We start from the raw sequence: 24,708 nt of genomic DNA, 5'->3' as shown, positions 1-24,708 counted from the left end.
CACGACACCCTGACGCGGGGTGGAGCAGCCCGGTAGCTCGTCAGGCTCATAACCTGAAGGTCACAGGTTCAAATCCTGTCCCCGCACCCAAGGTTCTTTTCGACCCTCCCGCTTTCGCCGGAGGGCTTTTTTTGTCGCCCGCTTGGCGGCCCGAGCCTGCGGCGTCCTTTCCTCGCCGCAATCTGTTGCGCACAGCGTAGACTTTGACGGTCGGCGGGATTCGCCGCGTCTAGAGTTTGCGTGGGAGTGTTTTCATGATCATCGCCGGATGGATTCTCGCCATCCTGGGCCTCGCCCAGGTCGTCTTCGCCGGTACGATCGAGGTCTCCCAACTGACGGAGGGCAACCGCCTGATCGGTCTGGCGCCGAGCGTGGTCGCCAACGTCGACCTGGTCGGGCAGCGGGCGATGATCCACACCGGCGGGTGCGCCACCTTCCTCGCCGGCGTCGTCTTCATCGGCGCGGCCTATCTGAAGCCGGCGCCTCCCGGCCAGCAATCCAAAGCCTGGACGGGGATCGCCGCGATCGCGGCCCTAGTGCTCACTGTCGCCGCGGTCGGCGGCTTCGGGGCGTTCCTCTATGCGCTGCACGGCCAGAACGCCGACCAGCGGCTGGTCGACGAGATCCGCGCCCGCGAGGCGGCCAACCAGTCGACCGAGGCGCTCATGAAAGAGGCCGATCGGCGTCTGCGCAACGAGGCCGAGGCGGCCGAAGCGTCGCGCTGATCGGAAGGGACTTGCGCTGAAGCTCAGGCGCTCTCATGGAGAGCGCCATGAGCGCGCCCCAGTTCTTCGACCTCCGAGCCACCCACAACCCGCATCGCTGGTACCTGCCGCTGACCCCGGCGGTCTGCGTCGGGTCGCGGGACAATCTCTTCATGTTCGGCGGCGTCGGCATGGCTTCTGCGATCACCGCGCTGGAGCGTACCTGCGAGCGGCCAGTGATCTGGGCCACGGCGCAGTACCTGTCCTATGCCCGGCCGCCCAGCGTCGTGGACCTCGACGTCTGGGTGCCGGCGGCCGGCAAGTACAACAGTCAGGCGCGTGTGATCAGCCACGTCGGCGACAAGGAAATCCTCACCGTCAACGCCGCGCTCGGCTCGCGGCCGAGCGACATCTCCCGCCAGTGGCTGACCATGCCGGATGTGGACGCGCCGGAGAACTGCGCTCCGGCCGACCATTGGCGCGGCGGCGGCGATGACCTGCACAGCCGCATCGAGGTCCGCGTCGCCAAGGGCCGCTACGGCGGCACCGACGTCGGCGACGGCGCCGAGGACGGCCGCCTGCTGCTGTGGATCCGCCCGCGCGACGGCGTGGCGATCGACGCCGGCATGCTGGCGATCATGGCCGACTTCATTCCCGGGGCGGTCGGCAACGCGCTGGGGCTCAACGCCGGCGGCAACAGCCTCGACAACACCATCCGCTACCGCCGGATCGTGGGCACCGAGTGGGTGCTCTGCGATATCCGTATCACCGGCGTGCATGGCGGCTTCGGCCACGGGGCGATGTACCTGTTCGCTCAGGACGGCGAGTTGATGGCGACGGCGAGCCAGTCGCTGATCGTGCGGGTCCGCGACTAGGCAAGCGCTTCCAACAGCGCGACCCGGGCCAGGTCCTTGGGCCGCGCGAAGCGGCGACAGATGGCGGCCTGCTCGGCGGCGCTCGGCGTGAACAGGCGCCGGCCCTTCCAGTCCACGGCCTTGCGCGTGGCCGGAATCACGGGCGCCCAGACTCCGCCCGAGAATGCTTCGAACCCGGCCATGATCTCGATGGGAAGGGCCGCGACCTGCGCCTTGGCGAAGATCGCCGAGCGGAACAGCGGCGAGGCGGCCGCCTCCAGCGGCGCCGTGTTCCAGCGGTCCAGCAGGGTGCGCGCATCGCGTGCGCTGACGAGCAGGTCGACGTCGGGCGGGCTGAGGCCCGGCACGCCCACCAGCGCCATGCCGGCGCTGCCGAACACCCACCACGGATCGGCAAGATCGGCGCATCCCTCGGCGACGACGTCCAGCGTGGCCGCCAGCGGCCCGGCGATCTGCGGCTTTGTCATGCACGCGTCCTAGAGAGGTTCACGCGGGGGCTCAATCGGTTGTAGCTAGGCTGGCGCCGAGTGCTGGCGCGGCAGGGGAGGAGACAGCCGAATGGAACTGGTGCGCAAACACGGCCCTTGGGCGTTGCTGGCCGCCATCGGCTCAGGCTCGCTGGGCGTCCTGGCCACGTCCCGCGGCGAGCACGTCAACGCCCTCTGGATCCTGACCGCGGCGATCTGCGTCTACCTCGTCGCCTATCGGTACTACAGCCTCTACATCGCCCAGCGCGTGATGCGCCTGGACCCGGCGCGCGCGACGCCGGCGGTGACACGCAATGACGGGCTCGATTACGTCCCGACCGACAAGTACGTGCTGTTCGGCCACCACTTTGCGGCCATCGCCGGCGCGGGGCCGCTGGTCGGGCCGGTGCTGGCCGCACAGATGGGTTACTTGCCCGGCGTGCTCTGGATCCTGACCGGCGTGGTGCTGGCCGGCGCCGTCCAGGACTTCCTCGTTCTGGTCATCTCCATGCGCCGCGATGGCAAGTCGCTGGGGGAGCTGATCCGCGAGGAACTCGGCCCGATCCCAGGCGTGATCGCGCTCTTCGGGGCCTTCATGATCATGGTCATCATCCTGGCGGTGCTGGCGCTGATCGTGGTCAAGGCCCTGACCTCCAGCCCTTGGGGCACATTCACGGTGGCGGCCACCGTGCCGATCGCCATCGCCATGGGCGTCTACATGCGCTTCATCCGCCCCGGCCGGATCGCCGAGGTGTCGATCTTCGGCTTTGTCATGCTGATCCTGGCCATCGTCGGCGGGCAGTGGGTCGCGGCCTCGCCGCAACTGGCCGGCATGTTCACCCTGACCGGTCTGCAGCTGTCGTGGATCCTGATCGGCTATGGCGCGGTCGCCGCGGTGCTGCCGGTCTGGCTGCTGCTGGCCCCGCGCGACTACCTGTCGACCTTCCTCAAGATCGGCGCGATCCTGGCGCTCGCCATCGGCATCGTGATCATGCGGCCGGAATTGCAGATGCCGGCGATCACCCAATTCGCCGCCGGCGGCGGGCCGGTGTGGTCGGGCACGCTGTTCCCCTTTCTGTTCATCACCATCGCCTGCGGCGCGGTATCCGGCTTCCACGCCCTGATCTCGTCGGGCACCACCCCGAAGCTGATCGACAACGAGGTCAGCGCCCGCTTCATCGGCTACGGCGGCATGCTGATGGAGAGCTTCGTGGCGATCATGGCGATCATCGCCGCCTCGATCCTCGATCCCGGCGTCTACTTCACGATGAACAGCCCGGCCGCCGTGGTCGGAACCACAGCTGAAAGCGCCTCAGCCGCGGTCGGCGCCATGGGCCATCCGATCACCGCGGAGCTCATCGAGCAGACGGCCAAGGACGTGGGCGAAACCACCATCATTTCCCGCGCGGGCGGCGCCCCGACGCTCGCCGTCGGCATGGCGCACATCTTCTCCCACGTGCTGGGCGGCAAGGCGATGATGGCCTTCTGGTACCATTTCGCGATCCTGTTCGAGGCGCTGTTCATCCTTACCGCCGTCGACGCCGGCACCCGGGCCGGGCGCTTCATGCTGCAGGACCTGCTCGGGACTTTCATCCCGAAGTTCAAGGACACCTCGTCCTGGACGGCGAACCTGACCGCGACGGGGCTCTGCGTCGCGGCCTGGGGCTTCTTCCTGCATCAGGGGGTGACCGACCCGCTCGGCGGGGTGAACACGCTCTGGCCGCTGTTCGGCATCTCCAACCAGATGCTGGCGGCGATCGCGCTGATCATGGCCACCGTCGTGATCTTCAAGATGAAGCGGCACCGCTACGCGTTCGTGACCATCATCCCGGCGGTGTGGCTGTGCATCTGCACCCTGACCGCGGGCTTCCAGAAGCTGCTCTCGCCCGATCCGGCCGTCGGCTTCCTGTCGCATGCGCGCAAGTACGGCGACGCCCTGGCGCAAGGCCAGGTGCTGGCGCCGGCCAAGAGCATGGCCGACATGAACAAGATCGTCTGGAACGACCGCATCGACGCGGCGCTCTGCGCGGTCTTCATCGCCGTCGTGCTGAGCATGATCTGGTTCGGGATCACCGCCTGCCTGAAGGCCTATCGCGCCGACGGCTGGACCGCGCGGGAGATCAATCCCGACGCGATTCCCGCGGAGTAGGGAAGATGGCCTCTCCAAACCCATTCGCCCGCTTCGCCCAATGCGTCTGTGACGGCGCGCGGCTGATGGTCGGGGTGCCGAACTACGAAACCTATGTCGAGCACATGGCCCGCACCCATCCGGGCCAGGCCCCGATGACCCGCACTGAGTTCTTCCGCGACCGCCAGGACGCTCGCTACGGAGCGGGCGGCCGCGGCGGTTTCCGCTGCTGCTGAAATGCGAAAGGCCGGCGTCTCCGCCGGCCTTTGCTACACAGTACTGGGAGTGATGCGCTTAGCGCGCCGCCAGGGCCGAGTTGGTCGGAGCCTGGGCCGTGGCGTAGGTGTCGAGGCTGACCTTCACGGTCGCCTTCACGCAGCGCGAGTAGGCGTCGAGCGCCAGGGTTTCGTTGCGGGTGGCGCGGAAGCAGACGTTGCGCGCGGCCTTGGCCACATCGGCTTCGACTTGGGCTTGGCTCTTGCCGGCCAGCGGAACGGTGACCGAAGCGGCTTGAGCGGGAGCGGTGATGGCGAAAACGGCCACGGCGGTCAGAGCAAGAGTACGGATCATAATCACTAGTTCCCGGAAAGGGGTTGGAGCCAACCACCTCCCGACGTTTCCCTTGGCGACGGTTCAAATTCTCACGTGACCGTTTCGCCTGACCTTTTTCCTGCCCTTTGCCGGACAAGGTTTCAAGCGTTTTTGCTGCGGTGCAGTAGCGCAGTTGTGCGCTGCAACCGTGATGGGCGCCGGCGCCTCGGTTTCCAGCATGGGGCGAAGCTGGCCGTTTGGGCACGACGATTGCGGTGGACAACCCCGACGGCCCCGGAATGAAACACTTGCCTTCGACGGGGCTTCACCATTGAGTAACCTTTGTTAACGTCGAGGTCCCATGTTCCTGTCTGCACTCGCCGCCGCCGCCGTGATCTCGACCTCCTACGCCGCTCCGGCGCCGGTTGCGGCTCCGGTCGCGCCGCCCGCGGAACAGGCGGTGCTCGTCGATTGCCAGATCAGCGGCGCGAACCTCACCGACTGCAAGGCCCTTGACGCCGACGGCGCCCCGGCGGCCGAGGCCGTGAAGCTGGCCGCCCAGGTCGAGGTTCCGGAAGCCTTCGCGCTGGCCAATCCCGGCCGCATCGTCATCAAGATGAACGTCACGCCGTAAGGCGGTTGACCGCGCGGCGCGTCTGACGCCTTCTCCCGACCCAGAGAACAGGGAGCGGGAGAACGGCATGGACCAGCGCAAACTGGGCGACTTCGAAGTTTCGGCCATCGGGCTGGGCTGCATGAGCCTCTCGCACGCCTATGGCTCCCCGCCGCCGCGCGACCAGGCCGAGCGGGTGCTGAAGGGCGCCCTCGACGCCGGCTATACCTTCCTCGACACCGCCGCGGTCTACGGCGTCGGCCACAACGAGACCCTGGTCGGCGAGGTGCTCAAGGACCGCCGCAGTGACTACGTCCTGGCCTCGAAGTGCGGCCTGACCAACGGCGACCAGCGCGAGTTGAACGGTCATCCGGACGTCCTCAAGGCCACCTGCGAAGGCAGCCTGAAGCGCCTGCAGACCGACGTCATCGACCTCTACTACCTTCACCGGTGGGACAAGCGCGTGCCGATCGAAGACAGCATCGGCGCCTTGGCCGACCTGGTGAAGGAGGGGAAAATCCGCGCCATCGGCCTGTCGGAAGTCTCGGCTCCGACCCTACGCCGGGCCCATGCGGTACACCCGATCGCCGCCCTGCAGACCGAGTACTCGCCCTGGACCCGGAATCCGGAGATCGCCGTGCTCGACGCCTGCCGCGAGCTCGGCGTGACATTCGTGGCGTTCAGCCCGGTCGGTCGCGGCTTCCTGGCCGGCGGCGTCTCCGACGCGGCGGCGCTGGAGGATGGCGACTTCCGCAAGGCGATGCCCAGGTTCCAGGGCGAGGCCTTCGCCGCCAATCTGAAGATGTTCGAGGGCTTCGCCGCCCTGGCGCGGGAAGCCGGCTGCACCCCGGCCCAGCTCTGCCTGGCCTGGCTCCTCCAGAAGGATGAGACGCTCGTGCCGATCCCCGGCACGACCAACCCCGACCACATGCGCGAGAACGCGGCCGCCGCCGCGATCCGGCTGTCGGCCGACGTGATGGCCAAGGTCGAGGAACTCGTGAACCCGCAGACCGTGACCGGCCCGCGCTACGCGCCGGCCATGCAGGCCTCCGTCGATACTGAAGGCTAGGTCGAGCCGAGGCTGGTCGCCGCCGCCCGCAGGGCGTCCTGCGCCATCCGCCGGGCCCGGTCGGCGACCTCCTCGATCGGCAGGTCATGCAGGCCGCGCGGCCGCGGCAGGCTGACCTGGACGGTCACGCCGTCGTCGGTCAGGACGGACACGCCGACGATGGTGGGGCTGACGGTGACGGAGGGCGGCAGGGAAAGGTCGGTCATCGCGTCTCTCCTGGAGTCCCCCTTCCGCCGATTTGATCGCGCGGCGCAGGGATGTCCAGGCACGCTTTTATGACTGCCGCGGCAGGGAACCGTCAGGCGGTCACCGTCCCGAACAGCTCCTCGTGGCGGGCGCAGACGGCGGGCCACAGCTCGCGGGCGCGGGGAATGTCGAGCTCGAAGCGGTCTTTCAGGATCGTGGCGAATTCATCTGCAGAATCAATGAAACGCAGGCTTTTCTCATCGGGCCGGATGAAGTTGATTGTCCGGCCGCGCAGCACGGCGACGCCGCCCTCTTCGTGGCGGAAGGCGAACACGGTCTGGGTGAACACCGAGTCGGGCGAGGTGCTCAACCAGCGGCACATGCCCGCCAGTTCATCGCGGTCGGCTGGCTCGTTGCGGAAGTCGTAATAGGCCGCCCCGCCCATCGGATGGTTGTGGAACCGCAGCCAGCCGTCGCCCAGCGCCTCGAACGAGAAGTCGAACCCGGCGCACTGATGCGGCCCGAACTCCAGCGGCGCGGCCTCCAGCAGCGCGTCGCCGAAGCCGACGTCGGCGACATAGGGGCGGTCGAGATCGACCCGCAGCACGAGGTGGTTGGCGTGCGAAGCCGGCCCGCGCTCGCCGCGCAGCACCGCTCCGGCCATCTCGGTGACCTCGAAACCTACTTCGCGCAGCATGGCGGCGAACAGCCCGTTCATCTCGTAGCACCAGCCGCCTCGCCGCCCCGTGACCAGCTTGTCGAACGCCGCCTGCGGGTCGAGCGTCATTGGCCGGCCCATGGCGACATCGAAGTTCTCATAGGGGATCGCGCGCAGGTGCAGACGCTGCATCGCCTGCAGCGTCGCCACGTCGACGCGCGGCACGCCCGTGAAGCCGATGCGGTCGAGATAGGCCTGAAGCTTCAACTCTACTCCTTGGCCGGCGGCGCGGCGCCCTGGATCATCGCCACGATCTCGGGTCGAATCTTGTCGGCGCCCTTTTCCATCATGTGCGAGACGATGCGGGCGCCCACCGCGGCGCGCGTCTGCGAGGTGAATTCGGTCTTGTTGCTGCGAACCCAGTCCATCGAGGCCTGGCGGTTGACGTTCATCTGCTGGAAGTGCGGCACGACATAGCGCGCGATCATCTCGTAGGAGCGCCTGGTGTCCTCCCAACGCGCCCAGTTGTGCGCCATCAGCAGGAAGCATCCGAAGCCGCCGCTTTCGTCGACCAGCTGCTGCAGGCGCTCGATCGCCTCGTCGGGCGTACCCACCACCGCCTGGCCCAGGGCCAGATAGGCTTCGACAGGGTCGCCCTTGAAGTCGTCGGGCACCATCGGGAGATTGGCGATCTCCTTGAAGTAGTAGATCCACTTCTCCAGCCCGAAGCGGACCTGCTCGATCGCCTTGTCCTTGGTCTCGGCGATGTGCATCTGGCCGACCAGCCGCCAGCGGCTGCGGTCCATGGTCTGGCCGTTCTCCTTGGCGATGTCCTCGGCGATGCCCCAGTTGGCGGCCAGCGAGTTGAAGCCGGCGCTCGTCGTCGCCCCCAGCGACAGCAGGCCCGCGCCGTGCTTGCCCGCCGCCCGCGCGCCGGTCGGCGAGACCTGGCTGGCGACCGCGATCTCCACCGACGGCCGCGAATAGGGCGTCATCTGCAGGCGGGCGTTGACCAGGCTGAACCAGTCGCTCTCGTGGGTGACTTCCTCCCCGCGCAGCAGCGGGACCAGCACATCCAGCGCCTCGTCCATGCGGTCGCGTTGCTTGGCGACGGGAATGCCCATCATGAAGGCGTCGGAGACCAGCGCGCCGGGCCCGACCCCGAACATCACCCGCCCGCGGGTCATGTGGTCGAGCTGGTTGATGCGGTCGGCCAGCATCATCGGATGGTGATAGGGCAGGGAGGAGACGCCGGTGCCCAGCCGGATGTGCTTGGTCCGTTCGGCGGCCGCGGCGATGAACACCTCGGGGCTGGCGATCAGTTCATAGGCGGCGGAGTGGTGCTCGCCGATCCATGCTTCATCGTAGCCCAGCTGGTCCATCCACTGCACGAGCTCCAGGTCGCGCTGGATCGCCAGGGTCGGGTTCTCGTCGAGCGGATGGAACGGCGCGATGAAGGCCCCGAAGCGCAGCTTGTGTCCGAGCATGGTGGCCCTCCCTTGGCCGTTTGACCGGAGGCTAACTCCCAATTCGCAAGCAACGCCAGGGTGACGGCGCGTCAGCGCGCGGCCTCCTGTGCGGCCTCCAGAAACCGCAGCACCGACAGCTCGAACGCCCGCGGCGAGCGCCCCGGCTTCAACGGCAAGGCGCCCCGCTCATAGGCCTCCAGCACCAGCGGATGGATGTAGGAGCTGCGGCACACGGCGGCGGTGTTGCCGAGCAGCGCGGCCGCCGCCTTCACCGTCACGACGACGCGGCGCTTGGCCTCCGCCGCGTCCTTGGCTGGCGGCTGTTCGACCAGGCCACGCGCAGCGTAAAGGGTGCCGGCCCAGGTGCGGATGTCCTTGGCGGAGAAACCCTCGCCCATCGCCTGGCGAATATAGGCGTTGATGTCGCTGGACTCGACCGCGCGGCGCTCGCCGCTCTCGTCGAGGTACTGGAACAGTCGCTGACCGGGCACGTCCTGGCAGGCCTTGACGATCCTTGCCAGCCGCCGGTCGCGAAAGCCGGTGCGATGGACCTTGCCGCTCTTGCCGCGGAACTCGAAAACCGCCCCGCTGGCGGTGATCTCAGCGTGGCGGTCGCGCAGGGTGGTCAGGCCGAAACTCTTGTTGGTCTTGGCGTACTCGGTGTTTCCGATCCGGATCAGGGTGAGCTCCATCAGCGCCACCACTGCGGCGAGAACCTTTTCCCGCGGCAGTCCCCGCCGACGCAGGTCGCGCTCGACCTGCGCGCGCAGCTTCGGCAGCAGCCGCCCGAAGGCGATCAGCCGTTCGAACTTCTCACCGGCCTGCGCCTGGTTCCAGAGGTGGTGATAGCGGTACTGCTTGCGGCCGCGGGCGTCACGGCCGGTCGCCTGGATGTGTCCGCGTGGAGAGGCGCAGATCCAAACGTCCGTCCAGGCCGGCGGCAGCACCAGCGCGCGGATCCTCTCGAGCGTCGCCTCGTCCCGCACCGGCTTTCCGTCCGCGTCGCGATAGCTGAACCCGCTCGCGCCCGCCGTTCGTGACAGGCCTGGCTCGTGGTCGTTCACATAGCTAAGGCCGGCCGCCGGCGGCGGAACTGTATCACGGGGCATGGCGGGCCTTTGGCAATGCGGGCGGGACGTGGCAGGAAGCGCCGACGCTCACAACAGGGCCCGCCGCGGCCCGGTTCCCTCGCAAGGAGGCCGCCTTGAATTACCGTCACGCCTTCCACGCGGGGAACTTCGCCGACCTCGTCAAGCACGCCGCCCTGCTCGACCTGCTGGCCCAGCTGCAAGCCGCGCCTGGGCCGTTGGCGGTGTTCGACACCCATGCCGGCCGCGGCCTATACGACCTCACCGGCGAGGAGGCGCAGCGCTCGGGCGAGGCGAAGGCGGGGATCGCCCAGTTGATGCAGGCCGCCGACCTGCCGCCGGCCATGCAGCTGCTGCGCCAGGCCGTCGTGAAGCTCAATGGCGGCGACGTCGCCAATCTCTATCCCGGCTCGCCGCTGCTGGTCGCCGCAGCCCTGCGTAAGGGTGACACCTATCTCGGCTGCGAATTGCGAGCGCCCGAGCATTCGGCGCTCTCCGACACCCTGGCCAGCTGGCCCGCGGCCAAGACCGTCTGCGCCGACGGCTACGCCGAGGTCGCGGCTCGGCTGCCCAAGCAGGGCCGGGCCCTGGTGCTGATCGATCCGCCGTTCGAGAAGAGCGACGACTACGAACGCTGCGCCGCCGCGATCGGCGCGCTGACCGCCAGGAACCCCGCCGCGGTGGTCATGGTCTGGATGCCGCTCAAGGATCTCGAGACCTTCGACGCGTTCCTGCGCGAGGCCGAGGACGCCTATGGCGGCTCGCTGCTGGTGGCCGAGGCGCGTATGCGGCCGCTGACCGATCCGATGAAGATGAACGGCTGCGCCCTGGTGCTGGCCAACGCGCCGGAAGGCTTCGAGGCGCCGCTCGCCGCGATCTGCGATTGGACGGTTTCGCACCTGGGCCAGGGCGGCAAGGCCCAGGTCTGGAGCGCCTAAAAGCTTCATTTTGCGCCTGCGAAAAGTCGGGTTAGGGTTTGCTGCATCGCACAAACCCCGGCTGTTTGGAGGCGTACCCATGGCTCTCACCGTATTCGCAGAGGGGCCGGCGTCCCTCGATCCGCAGAAAGCGCTCTACATCCCTGTCGGCGCGGCCTCGCCGCTCTGGTTCCTGTTCGCCGGCGCGGCCTCGGCCGGCGTCGCCTACTGGTGGATGACCCGCTGGGCGGACCGCAGCAACCTCGAAGCGCTATTGGCGCCCGCTCACGCCGCGGCGCTGCCGGCGCCCGCCGCCGACGCCGTGCCGCCCGAACCGATCGCCGCGGTGGCCGAGGTCTCCGCCGTCGCAGGCGCGATGGTCGAAGGGGCGCTGCAGGCCGGCGCCGACGCCACCGCCGCATTCATCGCGGCCGTCGCCCCCGTGGACGCGACCGAACCCGTCGTCGAGCCGCTTGCTGAAGCCGTCGTCGAGGCGGCCTCGGAGACGACCGCCAAGCCGCGCGCCAAGGCCCGTCCGCCAGGCGATCCCGCGTCCGACGCCTGACCCTTGGCGGCGGCGCCCGCAGCGGGCTATCCCTGACCCGTTGCAGACGGCGAGGGGACAGCACGCGTGGCCAAGCGGGCCTTCGACATCCTGGCGGCCCTGGCCGGACTGATCATGCTCGCGCCTGTCATGGCGGTGATCGCGCTCGCCGTGCGCATCGACAGTCCGGGCCCGGCGCTGCACTGGTCGAGCCGTGTCGGCCGCTACAACCGTCTTTTCAAGATGCCGAAGTTCCGGACCATGAAGACCGGAGCTCCCAATGTGGCGACCCATCTGCTCGCTGACCCCGACGCGTGGATCACCCCGCTGGGCCGCTTCCTGCGGCGCTCGAGCCTCGATGAACTGCCCCAGCTCTGGAGCGTGCTGGTCGGCGACATGAGTCTGGTCGGCCCGCGTCCGGCCTTGTTCAATCAGGACGATCTCGTGGCCCTGCGCACGGCGGCTGGCGTCGAGGCCTTGCGTCCCGGCGTCACCGGCTGGGCCCAGATCAACGGCCGGGACGACCTGCCCAATACCGACAAGGCCCGGTTGGACGCTGATTACCTGGCGCGCGGCGGCCTCCTGCTCGATATCAGAATCATCGTGATCACCCTGGTCGCGGCCTTCTCTGGCCGCGGCGTTCGGCACTAGCGGCGCCACCGCTCGGCGACTGACGCGTTCTGGAACCTTCCGGAGCGAGCCATTGCCCAAGGATGCGAGCGACAAGCCCCAGCGCGGGGTACGACATTGGATCAGCGCCCATCGCAAGGGGCTGGTGATCGCGGCCGGCTCCGTGGCGGCCGTGATCGGCGGCGGCATCGTCTTGCTCGCGGTCCTCGACTGGAACCAGTTGCGCGGCCCGATCTCGCGTTTCGCCTCAGCCCGCCTGGATCGCGAGGTCGCCATTCTCGGCGATCTCGATGTGCGGCCGTTCAGCTTCACTCCCAGCGCCACCGTCGGGCGGCTGCAGATCGGCCAGCCGGCCTGGGCCGGCAAGGGACAGATGGCCGAGATCGAGCGGCTGCAGCTGCAGATCGAAGCGCTGCCGCTGCTGCGCGGTCAGCTGGTGTTCCGCCGCCTCGAAGTCACCCGCCCCAACCTCGCTTTGTTGCGCGACGCCAAGGGCCGCGCGAACTGGTCGCTGCATCCGGACGCCCCACCGAAACCCCTGCGCTTGCCGCCGATCCAGGACTTCCGCGTCGAGGATGGGCGGATGTCGTTCAACGACGCCGGCCGGCGGCTGAGCCTGCAGGCGGCCATAGACGCCGCCGAACGGCGCGGCGCGGCGAATCCTCGCTTCGTCATGTCGGGCAAGGGCGCGATCAACGGCGCGCCGTTCACCCTGGCGCTGACCGGCGGGCCTCTGGTCAACGTCCGCGCTGGCCGTCCGTATCCGTTCGACGCCGACGTGCGTGCCGGCGCCACTCGGATCCTGGCAAAGGGCCAGATCGCGCGGCCTTTCGACCTCGGCCGCTTCCAGGCGCAGGTCACCGCCAGCGGGCCGGACCTGGCCGATCTCTACGACCTCACTGGGGTCGCGTTCCCAAACTCGCCGCCCTATCGGCTTTCGGGCCAACTCTCGCGCGAGCAGCGGCTTTGGCGCGTGACCGGAGTGGGCGGCCGGGTCGGCGACAGCGACATGGCCGGCGGCCTCTCGGTCAACACCGCGGGTGAACGCCCCTTCCTGACCGCCGACCTGCGCTCCAAGCGCCTCGACTTCGACGATCTCGCCGCGGTGTTCGGCGGCGCGCCTGCGCGTGGCGGCGGCGAGACCGCGTCGCCGACCCAGCAGGCGGTCGGCCGGCAGTTGGCCGCCCAGCGCCGGTTGCTCCCGGACGCCAAGCTCGACGTCTCGCGCATCCGCGCGATGGACGCCGATGTGAAGTACGCGGCCGCCAGCATCTCCTCACCGCGCCTCCCGGTGCGCGGGGGCTCGGTGCATATCAAGCTGAAGAACGGCGTGCTTGACGCCGACCCGCTTCGCCTGGACCTCAATCAGGGCGCGCTCGCCGGCCAGGCCACGCTCGATGCGCGGCGCGGCACGCCCGTCACCAGCATCGATCTGCGGCTGTCGCGGGCGCGGCTGGAACAGCTGATCCCCATCCGCAGCGGCGGTACCGCGCCGATCACGGGCTCTCTCCTCGGCCGCGTGAAGCTGACGGGCGCTGGCGCCTCGGTGCGCGAAGCCGCCGCCCATGCCGATGGTCAGGCGCTATTCGTCGTGCCTGGCGGCGAGATCCGCGCAGCCTTCGCCGAACTGATGGGAGTCAACGTCACCAAGGGCCTTGGCCTGCTGCTCGCCAAGGATCAGAGCAAGACCGACCTGCGCTGCGCCGTCGCTCACTTCCAGGCTAAGGACGGCGTCCTGACCGCCAACCGCATCATCCTCGACACCACGCCAGTGCTGAGCACCGGGGAAGGGCGTATCGATCTACGGGACGAGACGATGAACCTGCGCATGACCGGCCACGCCAAGGAAGCTCGGCTGATCCGTCTCACTGCGCCGGTCACGATCGAGGGACCGATCGTCAAGCCCAGGCTCGGTGTTGAGGCCTCGGGAGCCATGGCTCAGGGCGGCGTCGCCGCCGCGCTTGGCGCGCTGGTTGCGCCGCTGGCCGCGGTGCTGCCGTTCGTCGATCTCGGCCTGGCTGAAGACGCGTCCTGCGGCGCGCTCATCGCCCATGCCGGCCGTCAGGGCGCGCCGGTCGCCAAGCCCCGCACCTGACGCCTGCAACAATCGCGCAATCAGTGCTGGTCATCCTCGATTGACGCCCGCAAGCCGGGCGCCCACTCTGGTCCGATCAACCAAACAGAGGCTCGACGATGCCCATCCGCCCCGCCAAACCCCTAGCCGTCGCGCTCGTCCTGGCGCTCGGCGCCACCGGCGCGATCGCCGCCTCCGCCGCCGAAACCGCGATCGCCACGCGCCAGGCCGGCTACAAGAAGATCGGCGCCTCCTTCAAGGCGATCAGCGACGAGCTCAAGAAGGGCTCGCCCGACACCAAGCTCATCGCCGCCAACGCCGCGGTGGTGAACGCCCAGGCGGCCCAGGTCACCAAGTGGTTCCCCAAGGGCTCGGGTCCTGAAGCCGGCTTCAAGACCGAGGCCAAGCCGAACATCTGGACCGACTCCGCCAAGTTCGGGGCCGCCGCCGCCAACTTCCAGACCCAGGCCGGAAAGCTGCAAACCGTCGCCGCGGCGGGGAATGTCGACGCCATCAAGGCGCAGTTCCGCGCCACCGGCGGGACCTGCAAGGCCTGTCACGACGTCTACCGCGTCGAGAAATAGTCATGGCTTCGGACGTCGCGGCGGGGCCGCCCCGCCCGCTCTGGGATCTGCCGACCCGGATCGTGCACTGGTCGCTGGTCGTGCTGTTGCTTGTGTCCTGGCTTTCGGCCGGCGAGAACATGCAAATTCACCGCTGGTCGGGTTACGCCATCGTCGGCCTGCTGGTCTTCCGGCTATGGTGGGGCGTGGCCGGCGGGTCGACCGCGCGGTTCACGCACTTCCTGAAGGGGCCGGGCGCGACGCTGGCCTACATGCGCACGCTCGGCGCCCGCCGTCCCAGCGACGGCCCCGGCCATAACCCGCTCGGCGCCTGGAGCGTCCTGGCCATGCTGGCGGTGATGCTGGTCCAGGTCGGGCTTGGCCTCTTCGCCAGCGATCTCGACGGGTTGGAGTCCGGACCGCTGTCGCACCTGGTCAGCTTCGACGCCAGCCGCGTCGCCGCCGAGTTGCACGAGACGGTGTTCCGCGTGCTGCAGGCGCTGGTGGCCCTGCACATCGCTGCAATCGTCTTCTACTGGGCGTGGAAGCGTCAGAACCTGGTCGGCGCGATGATCACCGGCAAACGCCCCTTCCAGGGCGAGGCCTTGCATCCGGCCGCCCTTTGGCGGCTGCTGGTCGGTCTGGCGCTGGCGGTGTTAGTGGCCTGGGCGATCGCCAAAGGCTTGAGGTTCTAGCGCTGTTGTCATCCCGGTTTCGGTCGCAGACCGAAGACCGGGATCCATGAGCGCCAGATCCCTCAGGGGCGCACCGGGCGTCGCCAAGTTCTCGTCACTTGGCGCGAATGGATCCCGGCCTTTCGCTTCGCTTCAGCCGGGATGACACTCAGGTTTACTTGCCGTCGGCGGCGCCGCGCAGGCAGTTCAGCCACGCGTCTTCACGCGCCTTTTCGGCCGCGCGCAGCTTGTCTTCGGCTTCGCGCACGCCGGCGTCATGCTTGCGCCATTCCAGCACCGCGCCCTCGCGCGCTGCGCGGGCCGCTTCCATGGTCGGGAAACGCGCCAGCACCGCGCGCACGCTGTAGTTCACCGGCGGGCCGACCGTCTCACGGTCGGGATAAAAGCCGGTGATCGAGTCGGCCGTCTCATTTTCGATGTGGAAGACGTCGGCCCAGCCCGCGTGGTGGCGCATCAGGGCCCAGGGCCGTTCGATCCGGTCGCTCATGGAATACTCCTAGAATCCTGATCCCAAGCTAACGCGGGAGGGCCGGCGCTTTCTACCCCCAGAGCGCCGGACGACGGCCCTTCCACGGCGCTTCCTTTTCCAACTGGCCGGCGAGCCGCAGCAGCGTCGCCTCGTCGGCGAAGCGGGCGGTGAACATCATCCCGATCGGCAGGCCGTCGTCGTCCATCTCCAGCGGCAGCGACAGCGACGGCTGGCCCGAGAAGTTGAACGGCGGCGTAAAGGGAAAGGCCTTGCTCTGGCGCTTGTTCAGCTCCTGCGGATCGACCGCCACCGGGTCGATCAGCCCGACCGGCGGCACCGAGGCGCCCAGCACCGGGCACAGGTAGACGTCGACGTCCTTGAAGAACATCAGCGTCTTGCGGTTCAGGTCGCGCAGGTCCTGCCAGCCGCGGAAGGCCTGTTCGCCGGTCACCTTGCGCCCGCTCTTCAGCGCCGCCCAGGTCAGCGGCTCAAGTTCGTGCTCCTGCGGTTCGCGGCCGAGCATGGCCGACAGCCGGGCGATGTTGGCCGCGAAGTTGGCGCCCGAGACCGGCGCGCGGGCGGTGTAGAGGGCGCGGTAGTCGATGCCGAGGCCCTTCTCGAAGACGTCGTGGCCGAGGCCCTTCAGCAGCGCGGCGGTGCGCTCCAGCGCCGCCTGGATCTGCGGCTCGATCGGCCGGCCCGACGGGGTCTCCGACGACCAGGCGATGCGCAGCTTGCCGGGGCTGCGCTCGATCTCCTCCATGTAGGGCCGCTCCTTGTGCGGCGCTTCGAAGGGCGCGCCAGGCTCTGGGCGGCCGGTGGCGTCGAGCATGGCGGCGCTGTCGCGCACCGTGCGCGTCACCACGTGATCGACCGAGAATCCCATGGCGTAGTTGTCGCCGTCCGGCAGATTCGGCGTGCGGTCGCGCGTCACCTTCAGGCCGACCAGCCCGCAGCAGGCGGCTGGGATGCGGATCGAGCCCAGACCGTCGCTGGCGTGGGCCAGCGGGACCATGCCGCTCGCCACCGCCGAGGCCGCCCCGCCCGACGATCCGCCCGAGACGTGGTCCGGGTTCCAGGGATTGCGGCAGGCGCCCAGATAGGCGCCCTCGGTCACGCCCGTGATGCCGTACTCCGGGGTGTTGGTCTTGCCCAGCAGCACCACGCCGGACTCGCGATAGCGCCGGGTCAGGCCGCAATCGTCCTGGTCCACCCAGCCCGCGGCGAAGCGGCTGCCGTAAGTCCGCGGCCAGCCGGCCACCGGCACGCCGAGGTCCTTGATCAGGAACGGCACGCCCTTGAACGGACCGTCGGGGAGGGGGCCCTGAGCGGTCTTTCGCGCCTCGTCATAGGCCTTGTAGACCACGGCGTTCAGCGACGGATTGTGACGTTCGATCCGCTCGATGGCCGCGTCCACCAGCTCCAGCGGCGTCACCTCGCCCTTGGCCACCAGCGCGGCCAGCGCCAGGCCGTCGTGCTCGGAGTAATCGTCCATCGTTCCTACCCTTCGAACTTTTATCTTTGTCCGCCGGCCAGGAAGGCCAGCTTCGCGACCGGGGCCAGCCCGCCGGCCTCGCGCTTGAGCGCCGCCAGCGAGTCCTCTGCGGCATTCAGGACAGCGTCGATGTCCGCCTCGGTCATCGCCGCGCACAGGAACATGTTGTGCCACGGGTGCAGATAGACCCCGCGCTGAAGCATCTGCGAGACGAAGAAGAAGCCCTTTCGCAGGTCGGGGTCGTCGTCGAACAGGTAGAGCGGCATCTGGCCCGGGCCGGTGCAGCGCAGGCCGAAACCCGCCGCGGCCGCCCGCTCGGTCAGTCCTGCCGACAGCCGCTCGCCCATGGCGCTCAGCCGTTCCAGATAGTCGGTGGTGCGCACCAGCCGCAGCGTCTCGAGCGCCGCGGCCATCGGCGCGGCCTGATACCAGAACGAGCCGGTGACATAGATCGAGGCCGCCCCCTTGCGCGCCTTCTCCGAGCCCAGCAGCGCCGAGATCGGATGGCCGTTGGCGATGCACTTGCCCCAGGTCGAGAGGTCCGGCTCGACGCCCACGACCGACCACGAGCAGTCACGCGCCATCCGCAGGCCGGCGCGCACGTCGTCGACGATCAGCAGCGCTCCGGTCTGGTCGGCCAGCTCGCGGCAGCGCCGCGCATAGGCCGGGTCGGGCGCGGCCTGGTCGATGAAGGCGTCGTGCTTGAACGGCGCGGCGAAGATCGCGGCCAGGTCGTCGCCCGCCTGCGCCACCGCCGCCTCCAGGCTGGCCACGTCGTTGTAGTCGCAGAAGATCTGGTGCGCGCGGTCGGTGTCGGTGGTTCCGGCCGGCCGCGGCGTGCACCAGGGCGCCGCGCCGTGATAGGCGCCCTTGGCCCGCACGATGGTCTTGCGGCGGGTGTGGGCTCGCGCGGTCATCAGCGCCATGGTCGTGGCGTCGGTGCCGTTCTTGCAGAACATCGCCCAGTCGGCGTGGCTGACCAGCAAGGTCATCTCCTCGGCCAGCCGCACCATCAGTTCGGTCGGCCCGGTCAGGGTGTCGCCGAGCCCCAGCTGGCGCACATAGGCCGCGTCGATCTCGGGCTGGCCATAGCCGAACAGGTTCGGACCGTAGGCGCACATCAGGTCGAGGTAGCGCTTGCCGTCGGCGTCCCAGATGTGCGCGCCCTCGGCGCGGCTGAAGAACTGCGGATAGTCGTCGGGCAAGAGGCCTACGGCCTGGTGGCCGTACATTCCGCCGGGGATCACTGCTGCGGCGCGCTCGCGCAGGACTCTGTCGTGGCTACGCGTCATGGGGAGTTCTCCGTCGACGAAGGCCGTATCGAGACCTTACGCTGCGAACGCAGTTCGGCAACCGGGGAGCGGGTGATGACGGTGAAGGTTCTGGCCCTGGTGGGCCTGGCGATGGCGGCCGCTGCGCCGGCCAGCGCCAACGAGACCTTCAAGGACTGGTGGGTCGCCTGCGACAACACCCGCGAGTGCGCCGCCTTCGGCTTCGCCGGCGAAGCGTTCGAGATGTCCGGCTACCTGAAGGTCGCGCGCGGCGCTCATGCGGCCGAGGCCGCTCAGGCCAAGCTGGTGATGGAAGGACCGCCCGGGCCCTGGGCGCTTTCGGTCGACGGCAAAGCCCTCGCCACCGTCACGGCGGCCAGCGAAGACGGCGACGGCGGCGCCGCCGCGGCCCTGACCCCGGTCCAATCGGCCGCCGTGCTCGCCGCGGCCGCCAACGGCAAGGCGCTGCAGGTTGCCGCGGCCGGCAAGCCGATCGGCGCGATCTCCCTGGCCGGCAGCTCGGCGGCCCTGCGCTGGATGGACGATCAGCAGAAGCGGGCCGGCGGCGTCACCGCTCTGGTCGCCAAGGGCCCGGCCCCGGCCTCGGCGGTGCCCGCGCCGCCGGCCCCGCCGCTGGTCCAGGCCGCGCCGGCCGTGTCCCAGGCCGGCCTGCCGGCCAAGCCGCCCAAGTCGGTCATGGCGCTGATGGGCGACTGCGATGACGACATCGCCACGCTGGAGATCGCGCCGATCGCCGCAAGGCTGTCGCCCGACCTGACCCTGTGGGCGCCGCTCTGCACGCGCGGGGCCTACAACATGATCTACAGCTTCGCGGTGGTGGACGCGAAGGGCGCGGCCCGCCGCCTGCCGATCCGCTACGCCAGCTCCGCCGAGACGACTACCGAGCTGATGAACGTCGATTACGACCCGGCGACCCGCACCCTGTCGAACTTCGAGAAGGGCCGGGGCCTGGGCGACTGCGGTGCGGTCAACACCTGGGTCTGGGACGGCAAGGCCTTCGCGCCGACCGCCCAGGATCTGATGGGTGAATGCCGCGGGGTGTCGCCGGACGACTGGGTCACCACCTGGCGCACGCGCGCCAAGTAGTCAGAACATCCCGAGCAGGGTGGCGAAGAACGCCAGGATCGCCGCGACGATCGCCTTCGACAGCACGATCAGCACCACCACCGACAGGATCGCGGCGATCCAGCCGATCAGCGCCGCCAGCCCGTCGCGCTCGGCCCCGCCGATCGCGAAGGCGGCGATCGCGAAGCTCGGCAGCATGTTCCCGAACGGGATCGGCAGGAACACGATCAGCGACAGCACGAAGCATAGCGCGCCGACCAGCCGGTCGCCCAGCGGATTGTACATGAAGGTCAGCCGCGGCCGCAGCCGCCGCTCCAGCCGCGCCAGGTGCGGCTTCAGCTTCACCGTCAGGGCGCGGAAGTCGGCCATGCTCATGGTCCGCGACAGCATCACCTTGGGCAGCCAGAGGGTCTTGCGGCCCATCGTCCACTGGAAGGTGATGAAGATCAGCGGCGCGCCGAGCAGCGCCGAGACCCCCGGCGGCATCGGCAGCACCAGCGGGGCTGCGAACACGAACATCAGCGCCCCGAAGGCGCGATCGCCGAAGGTGTCGAGCAGGTCGCCGACCGAAACCTCGCGGTCCGGGCGCTCCGCGATCAGGTCGAGGAGTTCGGATACGCTCGCGGCTTTACGGTCTTCGGACATCAAGCTTCGCGCTAGCACGGCAAGGCGCCGTTGCGGAAGGAAAAGCCGCGGCCAAATCGCCTGAACTCACGCGATTGTTGGCGACGACTCGCATAAGCCGGTCGGGCCAGATGTCACAGCCGCTCCGCCTTGGTCTGTTCTACGCGGCCCTGTTCGTCGGAACGGGGGCGAGTTCGCCGTACATCCCGGTCTGGTTCGCCTCGCGCGGGCTCTCGGGCGCTGAGATCGGCCTGATCCTCTCAGCGCCCATGCTGGCCCGCGCGGTCACCGCGCCGGCCATCGCCATGTGGGCCGACAGTTTCGCCCTGCGCCGCACGCCGCTGATCCTGATGGGGCTGGCGGCGGCGCTGGCCTACGGCCTGCTGGCCGCCCCGTTCGGCTTCGCCTGGTGGTTCGGGATCTGGTTCCTGGCCAACACCATCCTCTCGACGATGATCCCGCTGACCGACGTCATCGTCTTCCGCCGGGCGGGCAGGGACGGCTTCAACTACGGTTGGCCGCGTGGCATCGGCTCGGTCGCCTTCATCATCGCCAATGTCGTGGTCGGCGCGTTGCTGGCCCGCTACTCGCCCGAGTTGGTCCTGGTCTGGATCACCGCTGCGGCGATGCTGGCGGCCGGCGCCGCGCGCGGTCTGCTGCCGCCCGATCCGGTTCGCGAGGGCGGCGGGGCCAGCCGGCTCTCCGAGCGCCTCGCCGGGCTGGGCGAACTGCTGGCCGACCGCAATTTCATGCTGGCGGTGGTGTCGGTCGGCCTGATCCAGTCGGCCCACGCCTTCTACTACTCCTTCTCGACGCTCTCGTGGAAACAGCAGGGCATGCCCGAGAGCGCCACCGGCCTGTTCTGGGGTCTGGCCGTCGCGGTCGAAGTCGGCTTCATGTGGTTCATGGAGCCGTGGCGCCGGCGCATCGGCCCGCGCAACCTGCTCGTCATCGGTGGGACCGCCGCGCTCGTCCGCTGGACGGTGCTGGCCTTCTCGCCGCCGCTGTGGCTGCTGCTGCCGATGCAGGCGCTGCACACCTTCACCTATGCGGCGACCTTCCTTGCCTCCCTACAGCTGGTCGAAAAGCTCTCCACGCCAGCCAACGCCTCGGCCGCTCAGACCATCAACTCGGCGCTCTCCGGCGGCCTGCTGATGGGGGCGGCGACCATCGGCTCGGGCTGGCTGTTCGACCTGGTCGGGGCCAAGGGCTACCTGGCCATGGCCCTGATGTCGGCGCTCGGGCTGGCTGGCGCCCTGCGGCTTTATGGGATCAAGCGCCTCGACCCGTAAGCCCTTCCGCGACGACAGTCTTGCGGGCAGGCCCGAAGGGGCGACTATGCCGCCAAACTATAGTCCTAGGGAGGATGCATGCGGGCCTTGGAAGTTTCAGCGCCGTGGGGGTTCGACGCTCTGAAGGTGGTCGACGAGCCTGACCCAACGCCTGGTCATGGCGAGGTGCTGGTCCGTATGAAGGCGGTGTCGCTGAACTATCGCGACATGCTGATGGTCAACGGCATGTACAGCCGTGGCTCGTCCACCGCCGGCGGGACCATCACTCCGTTCTCCGACGGCTGCGGCGTGGTCGAGGCCGTCGGTCCTGGGGTCACCCGCGTCGCGGTCGGCGACCGCGTCGCCACGTTGTTCTTCCAGAATTGGACAGCCGGCCGCCCGACCCTGGAAAAGCTCTCCTCGGCGCTCGGCTACCCGATTCCAGGCGCGGGCCGTGAACTGGGCGTCTTCAGCCAGGAGGGCGTCTCCAAGGTACCCGACTTCCTGACCGACCAGCAGGTGGCCACCCTGCCGTGCGCGGCGCTCACCGCCTGGCGCGGCCTGTTCGAAGACGCCCGACTCGAGCCCGGCGACACGGTGGTGTTGCAGGGCACCGGCGGCGTCTCGATCTTCGGCCTGCAGTTCGCCCACGCGGCCGGCTATCGCACGGTGATCACCTCTTCGTCGGACGAGAAGCTGGCCCGCGCCAAGGCGCTCGGCGCCGACCACCTGGTCAACTACCGCACCACAGAGGATTGGGCCGCCGCGGTGCGCCACGCGACCGGCGGCGTCGGGGCCGACTTCGTGATGGAGGTCGGCGGCGCAGGCACCATCCAGCAGAGCCTGCGAGCGGTCCGCATCGGCGGCCACATCGCCATCATCGGCGTCGTCGCTGGCGCCGGCGAGGGCGTTAATCCGGGCGTCCTCATCGGCAACAGCGCGCGGCTGCAGGGGCTGTCGGTCGGCTCGCGCGAGATGTTCGAGGCCATGTGCCGGGCCATCGAACTGCATCGAATCGAACCGGTGGTGGACAAGGTCTTCCCCTGGACGGACGTGGCCAAGGCGTTCGCCGCCATGCAGGGCGGCGAGCATTTCGGAAAGATCGTGCTGCAGTTCTGAAGAAGGCGGCCTTCCTCAGTCCTGCGCGCCGAGGGGGGCGATCGCGAACACCGCATCGTGGTGGTCGCGATCGCCCGAGGGCCTCAGCGGCGCCGCCTTCGATCTCTCTCGCGGCCGCCTACTGCTGATTGGCCGGTTCGGCCGAAATCTCTTCGAGGGTCCGGCCGACCGCCTTGGCGCCGTAGTCGAGGGCGACGTCGCCCAGCGACAGGATCCCGGCCAGCCGACCGTCGCTGTAGACCAGCAGGCGGCGGACTTGGTGTGCGCCCATCTTGGCGGTCGCTTCGGCCAGGTTGTCGTCGGCGTGGCAGGACTGCACGTCGTCGGTCATGATGTCGGAGACCGGCGCGTCCAGCGCGCCGCCGTCGGCTACCACCCGGACCACGATGTCGCGGTCGGTGACCACGCCCAGCACCTTGCCGTCCTCGGCGATCGGGATCACGCCGCTGTCGATCTCCGACATCATGCGCGCGACCTCCTTGATCGAGGTCTTCGGTTTGGCGGTGACGACCTGGGCGGTCATGACTTCGCTGACTTTCAAGACGGCTCTCCTTCCGTGGGTGGAGGTGCTTGAACCCCGGCCGGGGCCGTCCGTTCCCCATGGGGAAGCTCGCGAAGGCGTTACTCACCAGGGGTGGCGGCGGCCATACTCGTGATTGTGCGGACCCGGTGGAGGCCCTAGACCGCAGCATTCTTTAAAGCATAGGTCGCGAGGATCCGATGAAGTTCAAGAGCCTGGAGGACTGCCTCAATACCGTTGCGGCCGACAACGAAGGACAGCCCGAGTTCCTTCAGGCCGTGACCGAGGTGATGACCAGCCTCTGGCCCTTCATTGAGCGCAACCCAGCCTATGCCGAGCAGGGGCTGATCCACCGGCTGGTCGAACCCGAGCGCATCATCATCTTCCGGGTGCCGTGGGTGGACGACAAGGGCGAGGTTCACGTCAACCGCGGCTACCGTATCCAGCACAGCTCGGCGATCGGGCCGTACAAGGGCGGCATCCGCTTCCACCCGACCGTGAACCTCTCTGTGCTGAAGTTCCTGGCTTTCGAGCAGACCTTCAAGAACGCCCTGACCACCCTGCCGATGGGCGGCGGCAAGGGCGGCTCGAACTTCGATCCCAAGGGCCGCAGCCGGGGCGAGATGATGCGCTTCTGCCAGGCCTTCATCTCCGAGCTCTTCCGGCACATCGGCGCCGACACCGACGTGCCGGCCGGCGACATCGGGGTCGGCGGCCGCGAGGTCGGCTACATGGCCGGCATGATGAAGAAGCTCACCAATCGCGCCGACGCGGTGTTCACCGGCAAGGGCCTGAGTTTCGGCGGCTCGCTGATCCGTCCGGAGGCGACCGGCTACGGCACGGTCTATTTCGCCGAAGAGATGCTGAACCACGCCGGACGCTCGATGGAGGGGCAGCGCGTCTGCGTCTCCGGATCGGGCAACGTCGCCCAGTACGCCGTCGAAAAGGCGATGCAGATGGGTGCGCGGGTCATCACCGTCTCCGACTCCAGCGGCACGGTGATCGACGAGGACGGCTTCACCCCCGAAAAGCTCGCCGAGCTGATGGAGGTGAAGAACCACTACTTCGGCCGGGTGTCGGAATACGCGGCCAAGCTGGGCCTGCGGTTCGAGGCGGGGATCCGTCCCTGGAGCGTGCCATGCGACGTGGCGCTGCCCTGCGCCACCCAGAACGAACTTGCCCGCGAGGATGCCGACAGCCTGATCGCTAACGGCGTCATCTGCGTCGCCGAGGGCGCGAACATGCCCTCGACCATCGAGGCGGTGAAGGCGTTCGAAGAGGCCGGCGTGCTGTTCGGGCCCGGCAAGGCGGCCAACGCCGGCGGCGTCGCAACTTCGGGCCTCGAGATGAGCCAGAACGCCATGCGGCTTTCCTGGCCGCGCGAGGAGGTCGATCGTCGCCTGCTGGAGATCATGCGCGGCATCCACGCCTCCTGCCTGCGCTACGGCGAACGGGCCGACGGCTCGGTCAGTTATGTCGACGGGGCCAACATCTCCGGTTTCGTCAAGGTCGCCGACGCCATGGCCGCCCAAGGCGTCATCTGACGGCCTAGGCGGAATCGACATTCAGCGCAGCCAGATCATGGTGGCGGCGAGGTGTACGAAGCCTAGGAAGTGGATGGCCCTGCGGTCGTAGCGGGTGG

Annotated in this window: 27 protein-coding genes and 1 tRNA gene; 17 read left to right on the top strand and 11 right to left on the bottom strand. The window is 68.8% G+C overall.

What is annotated here, in order from left to right; translation table 11 throughout:
* Positions 1-13: 13 nt before the first annotated feature.
* The 3 genes from GGQ61_RS21735 to GGQ61_RS21725 all read left to right on the top strand — a co-directional run bounded on the left by GGQ61_RS21735 (position 14) and on the right by GGQ61_RS21725 (position 1,579).
* A tRNA-Met gene (locus tag GGQ61_RS21735) sits at positions 14-90 on the top strand.
* 164 nt (positions 91-254) lie between these two features.
* The gene (locus tag GGQ61_RS21730) at positions 255-725 is read left to right on the top strand and encodes a hypothetical protein (RefSeq protein WP_183777156.1); all 471 of its coding nucleotides are present in this window, start codon (positions 255-257) and stop codon (positions 723-725) included.
* A gap of 47 nt (positions 726-772) precedes the next feature.
* The gene (locus GGQ61_RS21725; protein ID WP_183777155.1) at positions 773-1,579 is read left to right on the top strand and encodes an acyl-CoA thioesterase; all 807 of its coding nucleotides are present in this window, start codon (positions 773-775) and stop codon (positions 1,577-1,579) included.
* On the opposite strand, the gene GGQ61_RS21720 is transcribed toward GGQ61_RS21725, so the two are convergent.
* Positions 1,576-2,046 (bottom strand): hypothetical protein, encoded by a 471-nt coding sequence (locus GGQ61_RS21720; protein ID WP_183777154.1) that lies wholly within the window; start codon positions 2,044-2,046, stop codon positions 1,576-1,578. The two genes, GGQ61_RS21725 and GGQ61_RS21720, sit on opposite strands and share 4 nt — an antisense overlap.
* Before the next feature lie 91 nt (positions 2,047-2,137).
* Between GGQ61_RS21720 and GGQ61_RS21715 the strand changes: the two genes are divergently transcribed.
* Both GGQ61_RS21715 and GGQ61_RS21710 read left to right on the top strand, forming a co-directional pair.
* Positions 2,138-4,195: a carbon starvation CstA family protein gene (locus GGQ61_RS21715; protein ID WP_183777153.1), complete on the top strand. Its 2,058-nt coding sequence runs from the start codon at positions 2,138-2,140 to the stop codon at positions 4,193-4,195.
* A 5-nt stretch (positions 4,196-4,200) separates the two neighbouring features.
* Positions 4,201-4,410, top strand: coding sequence for a YbdD/YjiX family protein (locus GGQ61_RS21710; protein WP_183777152.1), 210 nt, complete (start codon positions 4,201-4,203; stop codon positions 4,408-4,410).
* 58 nt (positions 4,411-4,468) lie between these two features.
* Here the strand turns inward: GGQ61_RS21710 and GGQ61_RS21705 are convergent, their stop codons facing one another.
* On the bottom strand, positions 4,469-4,744 hold the full coding sequence (locus tag GGQ61_RS21705; protein WP_183777151.1) for a hypothetical protein: 276 nt from the start codon (positions 4,742-4,744) through the stop codon (positions 4,469-4,471).
* Positions 4,745-5,066: 322 nt separating this feature from the next.
* Between GGQ61_RS21705 and GGQ61_RS21700 the strand changes: the two genes are divergently transcribed.
* Together GGQ61_RS21700 and GGQ61_RS21695 are read left to right on the top strand one after the other, a co-directional pair.
* On the top strand, positions 5,067-5,339 hold the full coding sequence (locus tag GGQ61_RS21700; protein ID WP_183777150.1) for a hypothetical protein: 273 nt from the start codon (positions 5,067-5,069) through the stop codon (positions 5,337-5,339).
* A gap of 67 nt (positions 5,340-5,406) precedes the next feature.
* Positions 5,407-6,387 carry an aldo/keto reductase gene (locus tag GGQ61_RS21695; protein ID WP_183777149.1) on the top strand — a complete coding sequence of 327 codons (981 nt, stop codon included), beginning with the start codon at positions 5,407-5,409 and terminating at the stop codon, positions 6,385-6,387.
* Here GGQ61_RS21695 and GGQ61_RS21690 read toward each other — a convergent pair.
* From GGQ61_RS21690 to GGQ61_RS21675, 4 genes are all read right to left on the bottom strand, one after another.
* Positions 6,384-6,593 (bottom strand): hypothetical protein, encoded by a 210-nt coding sequence (locus GGQ61_RS21690; protein WP_183777148.1) that lies wholly within the window; start codon positions 6,591-6,593, stop codon positions 6,384-6,386. The genes GGQ61_RS21695 and GGQ61_RS21690 overlap by 4 nt on opposite strands.
* Positions 6,594-6,685: 92 nt before the next feature.
* Positions 6,686-7,498, bottom strand: coding sequence for an arylamine N-acetyltransferase family protein (locus tag GGQ61_RS21685; RefSeq protein WP_183777147.1), 813 nt, complete (start codon positions 7,496-7,498; stop codon positions 6,686-6,688).
* Between the two features lie 2 nt (positions 7,499-7,500).
* Entirely contained in the window at positions 7,501-8,718 is a 1,218-nt protein-coding gene (locus GGQ61_RS21680; protein ID WP_183777146.1) for an LLM class flavin-dependent oxidoreductase, read from the bottom strand.
* Between the two features lie 71 nt (positions 8,719-8,789).
* On the bottom strand, positions 8,790-9,809 hold the full coding sequence (locus GGQ61_RS21675) for a DNA topoisomerase IB (RefSeq protein WP_183777145.1): 1,020 nt from the start codon (positions 9,807-9,809) through the stop codon (positions 8,790-8,792).
* Between the two features lie 95 nt (positions 9,810-9,904).
* Here GGQ61_RS21675 and rlmJ point away from each other — a divergent pair, with 95 nt between their 5' ends.
* From rlmJ to GGQ61_RS21645, 6 genes are all read left to right on the top strand, one after another.
* The gene (gene rlmJ / locus GGQ61_RS21670; RefSeq protein ID WP_183777144.1) at positions 9,905-10,726 is read left to right on the top strand and encodes a 23S rRNA (adenine(2030)-N(6))-methyltransferase RlmJ; all 822 of its coding nucleotides are present in this window, start codon (positions 9,905-9,907) and stop codon (positions 10,724-10,726) included.
* A 79-nt stretch (positions 10,727-10,805) separates the two neighbouring features.
* Positions 10,806-11,270, top strand: coding sequence for a hypothetical protein (locus GGQ61_RS21665; protein ID WP_183777143.1), 465 nt, complete (start codon positions 10,806-10,808; stop codon positions 11,268-11,270).
* 66 nt (positions 11,271-11,336) lie between these two features.
* Complete coding sequence (locus tag GGQ61_RS21660; protein ID WP_183777142.1) at positions 11,337-11,900, top strand: sugar transferase; 564 nt, start codon at positions 11,337-11,339, stop codon at positions 11,898-11,900.
* A gap of 52 nt (positions 11,901-11,952) precedes the next feature.
* Positions 11,953-13,974, top strand: a complete 2,022-nt coding sequence (locus GGQ61_RS21655; RefSeq protein ID WP_246371164.1) for an AsmA family protein — start codon at positions 11,953-11,955, stop codon at positions 13,972-13,974.
* Positions 13,975-14,072: 98 nt separating this feature from the next.
* Positions 14,073-14,537, top strand: coding sequence for a c-type cytochrome (locus tag GGQ61_RS21650; protein WP_183777141.1), 465 nt, complete (start codon positions 14,073-14,075; stop codon positions 14,535-14,537).
* A 2-nt stretch (positions 14,538-14,539) separates the two neighbouring features.
* A complete protein-coding gene (locus GGQ61_RS21645) occupies positions 14,540-15,211 on the top strand; it encodes a cytochrome b/b6 domain-containing protein (RefSeq protein WP_183777140.1) in 672 nt (223 codons plus the stop codon).
* A gap of 154 nt (positions 15,212-15,365) precedes the next feature.
* Here GGQ61_RS21645 and GGQ61_RS21640 read toward each other — a convergent pair whose 3' ends face one another.
* From GGQ61_RS21640 to GGQ61_RS21630, 3 genes are read right to left on the bottom strand one after another with little or no spacing between them, the layout of a single operon-like run.
* Complete coding sequence (locus GGQ61_RS21640; RefSeq protein ID WP_183777139.1) at positions 15,366-15,698, bottom strand: hypothetical protein; 333 nt, start codon at positions 15,696-15,698, stop codon at positions 15,366-15,368.
* A 52-nt stretch (positions 15,699-15,750) separates the two neighbouring features.
* On the bottom strand, positions 15,751-17,175 hold the full coding sequence (locus tag GGQ61_RS21635; protein WP_183777138.1) for an amidase: 1,425 nt from the start codon (positions 17,173-17,175) through the stop codon (positions 15,751-15,753).
* Positions 17,176-17,195: 20 nt separating this feature from the next.
* Positions 17,196-18,467: an aminotransferase class III-fold pyridoxal phosphate-dependent enzyme gene (locus tag GGQ61_RS21630; protein WP_183777137.1), complete on the bottom strand. Its 1,272-nt coding sequence runs from the start codon at positions 18,465-18,467 to the stop codon at positions 17,196-17,198.
* Between the two features lie 75 nt (positions 18,468-18,542).
* Between GGQ61_RS21630 and GGQ61_RS21625 the strand changes: the two genes are divergently transcribed.
* Positions 18,543-19,553 (top strand): DUF1176 domain-containing protein, encoded by a 1,011-nt coding sequence (locus GGQ61_RS21625; RefSeq protein ID WP_183777136.1) that lies wholly within the window; start codon positions 18,543-18,545, stop codon positions 19,551-19,553.
* On the opposite strand, the gene GGQ61_RS21620 is transcribed toward GGQ61_RS21625, so the two are convergent.
* Positions 19,554-20,177, bottom strand: coding sequence for an exopolysaccharide biosynthesis protein (locus GGQ61_RS21620; protein ID WP_183777135.1), 624 nt, complete (start codon positions 20,175-20,177; stop codon positions 19,554-19,556). It abuts the gene before it with no gap.
* 110 nt (positions 20,178-20,287) lie between these two features.
* Here GGQ61_RS21620 and GGQ61_RS21615 point away from each other — a divergent pair, with 110 nt between their 5' ends.
* Entirely contained in the window at positions 20,288-21,448 is a 1,161-nt protein-coding gene (locus GGQ61_RS21615; protein ID WP_183777134.1) for an MFS transporter, read from the top strand.
* Between the two features lie 78 nt (positions 21,449-21,526).
* The gene (locus GGQ61_RS21610; protein WP_183777133.1) at positions 21,527-22,546 is read left to right on the top strand and encodes a zinc-dependent alcohol dehydrogenase family protein; all 1,020 of its coding nucleotides are present in this window, start codon (positions 21,527-21,529) and stop codon (positions 22,544-22,546) included.
* A gap of 118 nt (positions 22,547-22,664) precedes the next feature.
* Here the strand turns inward: GGQ61_RS21610 and GGQ61_RS21605 are convergent, their stop codons facing one another.
* Positions 22,665-23,087 carry a CBS domain-containing protein gene (locus tag GGQ61_RS21605; protein WP_183777132.1) on the bottom strand — a complete coding sequence of 141 codons (423 nt, stop codon included), beginning with the start codon at positions 23,085-23,087 and terminating at the stop codon, positions 22,665-22,667.
* A gap of 179 nt (positions 23,088-23,266) precedes the next feature.
* Here GGQ61_RS21605 and gdhA point away from each other — a divergent pair, with 179 nt between their 5' ends.
* Positions 23,267-24,610, top strand: coding sequence for an NADP-specific glutamate dehydrogenase (gene gdhA / locus GGQ61_RS21600; RefSeq protein WP_183777131.1), 1,344 nt, complete (start codon positions 23,267-23,269; stop codon positions 24,608-24,610).
* Positions 24,611-24,708 lie beyond the last annotated feature (98 nt).

Source organism: Phenylobacterium haematophilum (assembly GCF_014196295.1).
Lineage (GTDB): Bacteria > Pseudomonadota > Alphaproteobacteria > Caulobacterales > Caulobacteraceae > Phenylobacterium > Phenylobacterium haematophilum.
This window is presented reverse-complemented; position numbering and strand designations above follow the sequence as displayed.

Excerpts from the sequence above, each read along its gene's own strand:
- GGQ61_RS21705 (WP_183777151.1), bottom strand. The coding sequence starts at position 4,744 with ATGATCCGTACTCTTGCTCTGACCGCCGTGGCCGTTTTCGCCATCACC.
- GGQ61_RS21680 (WP_183777146.1), bottom strand. The coding sequence starts at position 8,718 with ATGCTCGGACACAAGCTGCGCTTCGGGGCCTTCATCGCGCCGTTCCAT.
- GGQ61_RS21700 (WP_183777150.1), top strand. The coding sequence starts at position 5,067 with ATGTTCCTGTCTGCACTCGCCGCCGCCGCCGTGATCTCGACCTCCTAC.
- GGQ61_RS21630 (WP_183777137.1), bottom strand. The coding sequence starts at position 18,467 with ATGACGCGTAGCCACGACAGAGTCCTGCGCGAGCGCGCCGCAGCAGTG.
- GGQ61_RS21720 (WP_183777154.1), bottom strand. The coding sequence starts at position 2,046 with ATGACAAAGCCGCAGATCGCCGGGCCGCTGGCGGCCACGCTGGACGTC.
- GGQ61_RS21710 (WP_183777152.1), top strand. The coding sequence starts at position 4,201 with ATGGCCTCTCCAAACCCATTCGCCCGCTTCGCCCAATGCGTCTGTGAC.
- GGQ61_RS21610 (WP_183777133.1), top strand. The coding sequence starts at position 21,527 with ATGCGGGCCTTGGAAGTTTCAGCGCCGTGGGGGTTCGACGCTCTGAAG.
- GGQ61_RS21645 (WP_183777140.1), top strand. The coding sequence starts at position 14,540 with ATGGCTTCGGACGTCGCGGCGGGGCCGCCCCGCCCGCTCTGGGATCTG.
- GGQ61_RS21715 (WP_183777153.1), top strand. The coding sequence starts at position 2,138 with ATGGAACTGGTGCGCAAACACGGCCCTTGGGCGTTGCTGGCCGCCATC.
- GGQ61_RS21635 (WP_183777138.1), bottom strand. The coding sequence starts at position 17,175 with ATGGACGATTACTCCGAGCACGACGGCCTGGCGCTGGCCGCGCTGGTG.
- GGQ61_RS21650 (WP_183777141.1), top strand. The coding sequence starts at position 14,073 with ATGCCCATCCGCCCCGCCAAACCCCTAGCCGTCGCGCTCGTCCTGGCG.
- GGQ61_RS21695 (WP_183777149.1), top strand. The coding sequence starts at position 5,407 with ATGGACCAGCGCAAACTGGGCGACTTCGAAGTTTCGGCCATCGGGCTG.
- gdhA (WP_183777131.1), top strand. The coding sequence starts at position 23,267 with ATGAAGTTCAAGAGCCTGGAGGACTGCCTCAATACCGTTGCGGCCGAC.
- GGQ61_RS21665 (WP_183777143.1), top strand. The coding sequence starts at position 10,806 with ATGGCTCTCACCGTATTCGCAGAGGGGCCGGCGTCCCTCGATCCGCAG.
- GGQ61_RS21640 (WP_183777139.1), bottom strand. The coding sequence starts at position 15,698 with ATGAGCGACCGGATCGAACGGCCCTGGGCCCTGATGCGCCACCACGCG.
- GGQ61_RS21615 (WP_183777134.1), top strand. The coding sequence starts at position 20,288 with ATGTCACAGCCGCTCCGCCTTGGTCTGTTCTACGCGGCCCTGTTCGTC.
- GGQ61_RS21725 (WP_183777155.1), top strand. The coding sequence starts at position 773 with ATGAGCGCGCCCCAGTTCTTCGACCTCCGAGCCACCCACAACCCGCAT.
- GGQ61_RS21625 (WP_183777136.1), top strand. The coding sequence starts at position 18,543 with ATGACGGTGAAGGTTCTGGCCCTGGTGGGCCTGGCGATGGCGGCCGCT.
- GGQ61_RS21730 (WP_183777156.1), top strand. The coding sequence starts at position 255 with ATGATCATCGCCGGATGGATTCTCGCCATCCTGGGCCTCGCCCAGGTC.
- GGQ61_RS21620 (WP_183777135.1), bottom strand. The coding sequence starts at position 20,177 with ATGTCCGAAGACCGTAAAGCCGCGAGCGTATCCGAACTCCTCGACCTG.
- GGQ61_RS21690 (WP_183777148.1), bottom strand. The coding sequence starts at position 6,593 with ATGACCGACCTTTCCCTGCCGCCCTCCGTCACCGTCAGCCCCACCATC.
- GGQ61_RS21675 (WP_183777145.1), bottom strand. The coding sequence starts at position 9,809 with ATGCCCCGTGATACAGTTCCGCCGCCGGCGGCCGGCCTTAGCTATGTG.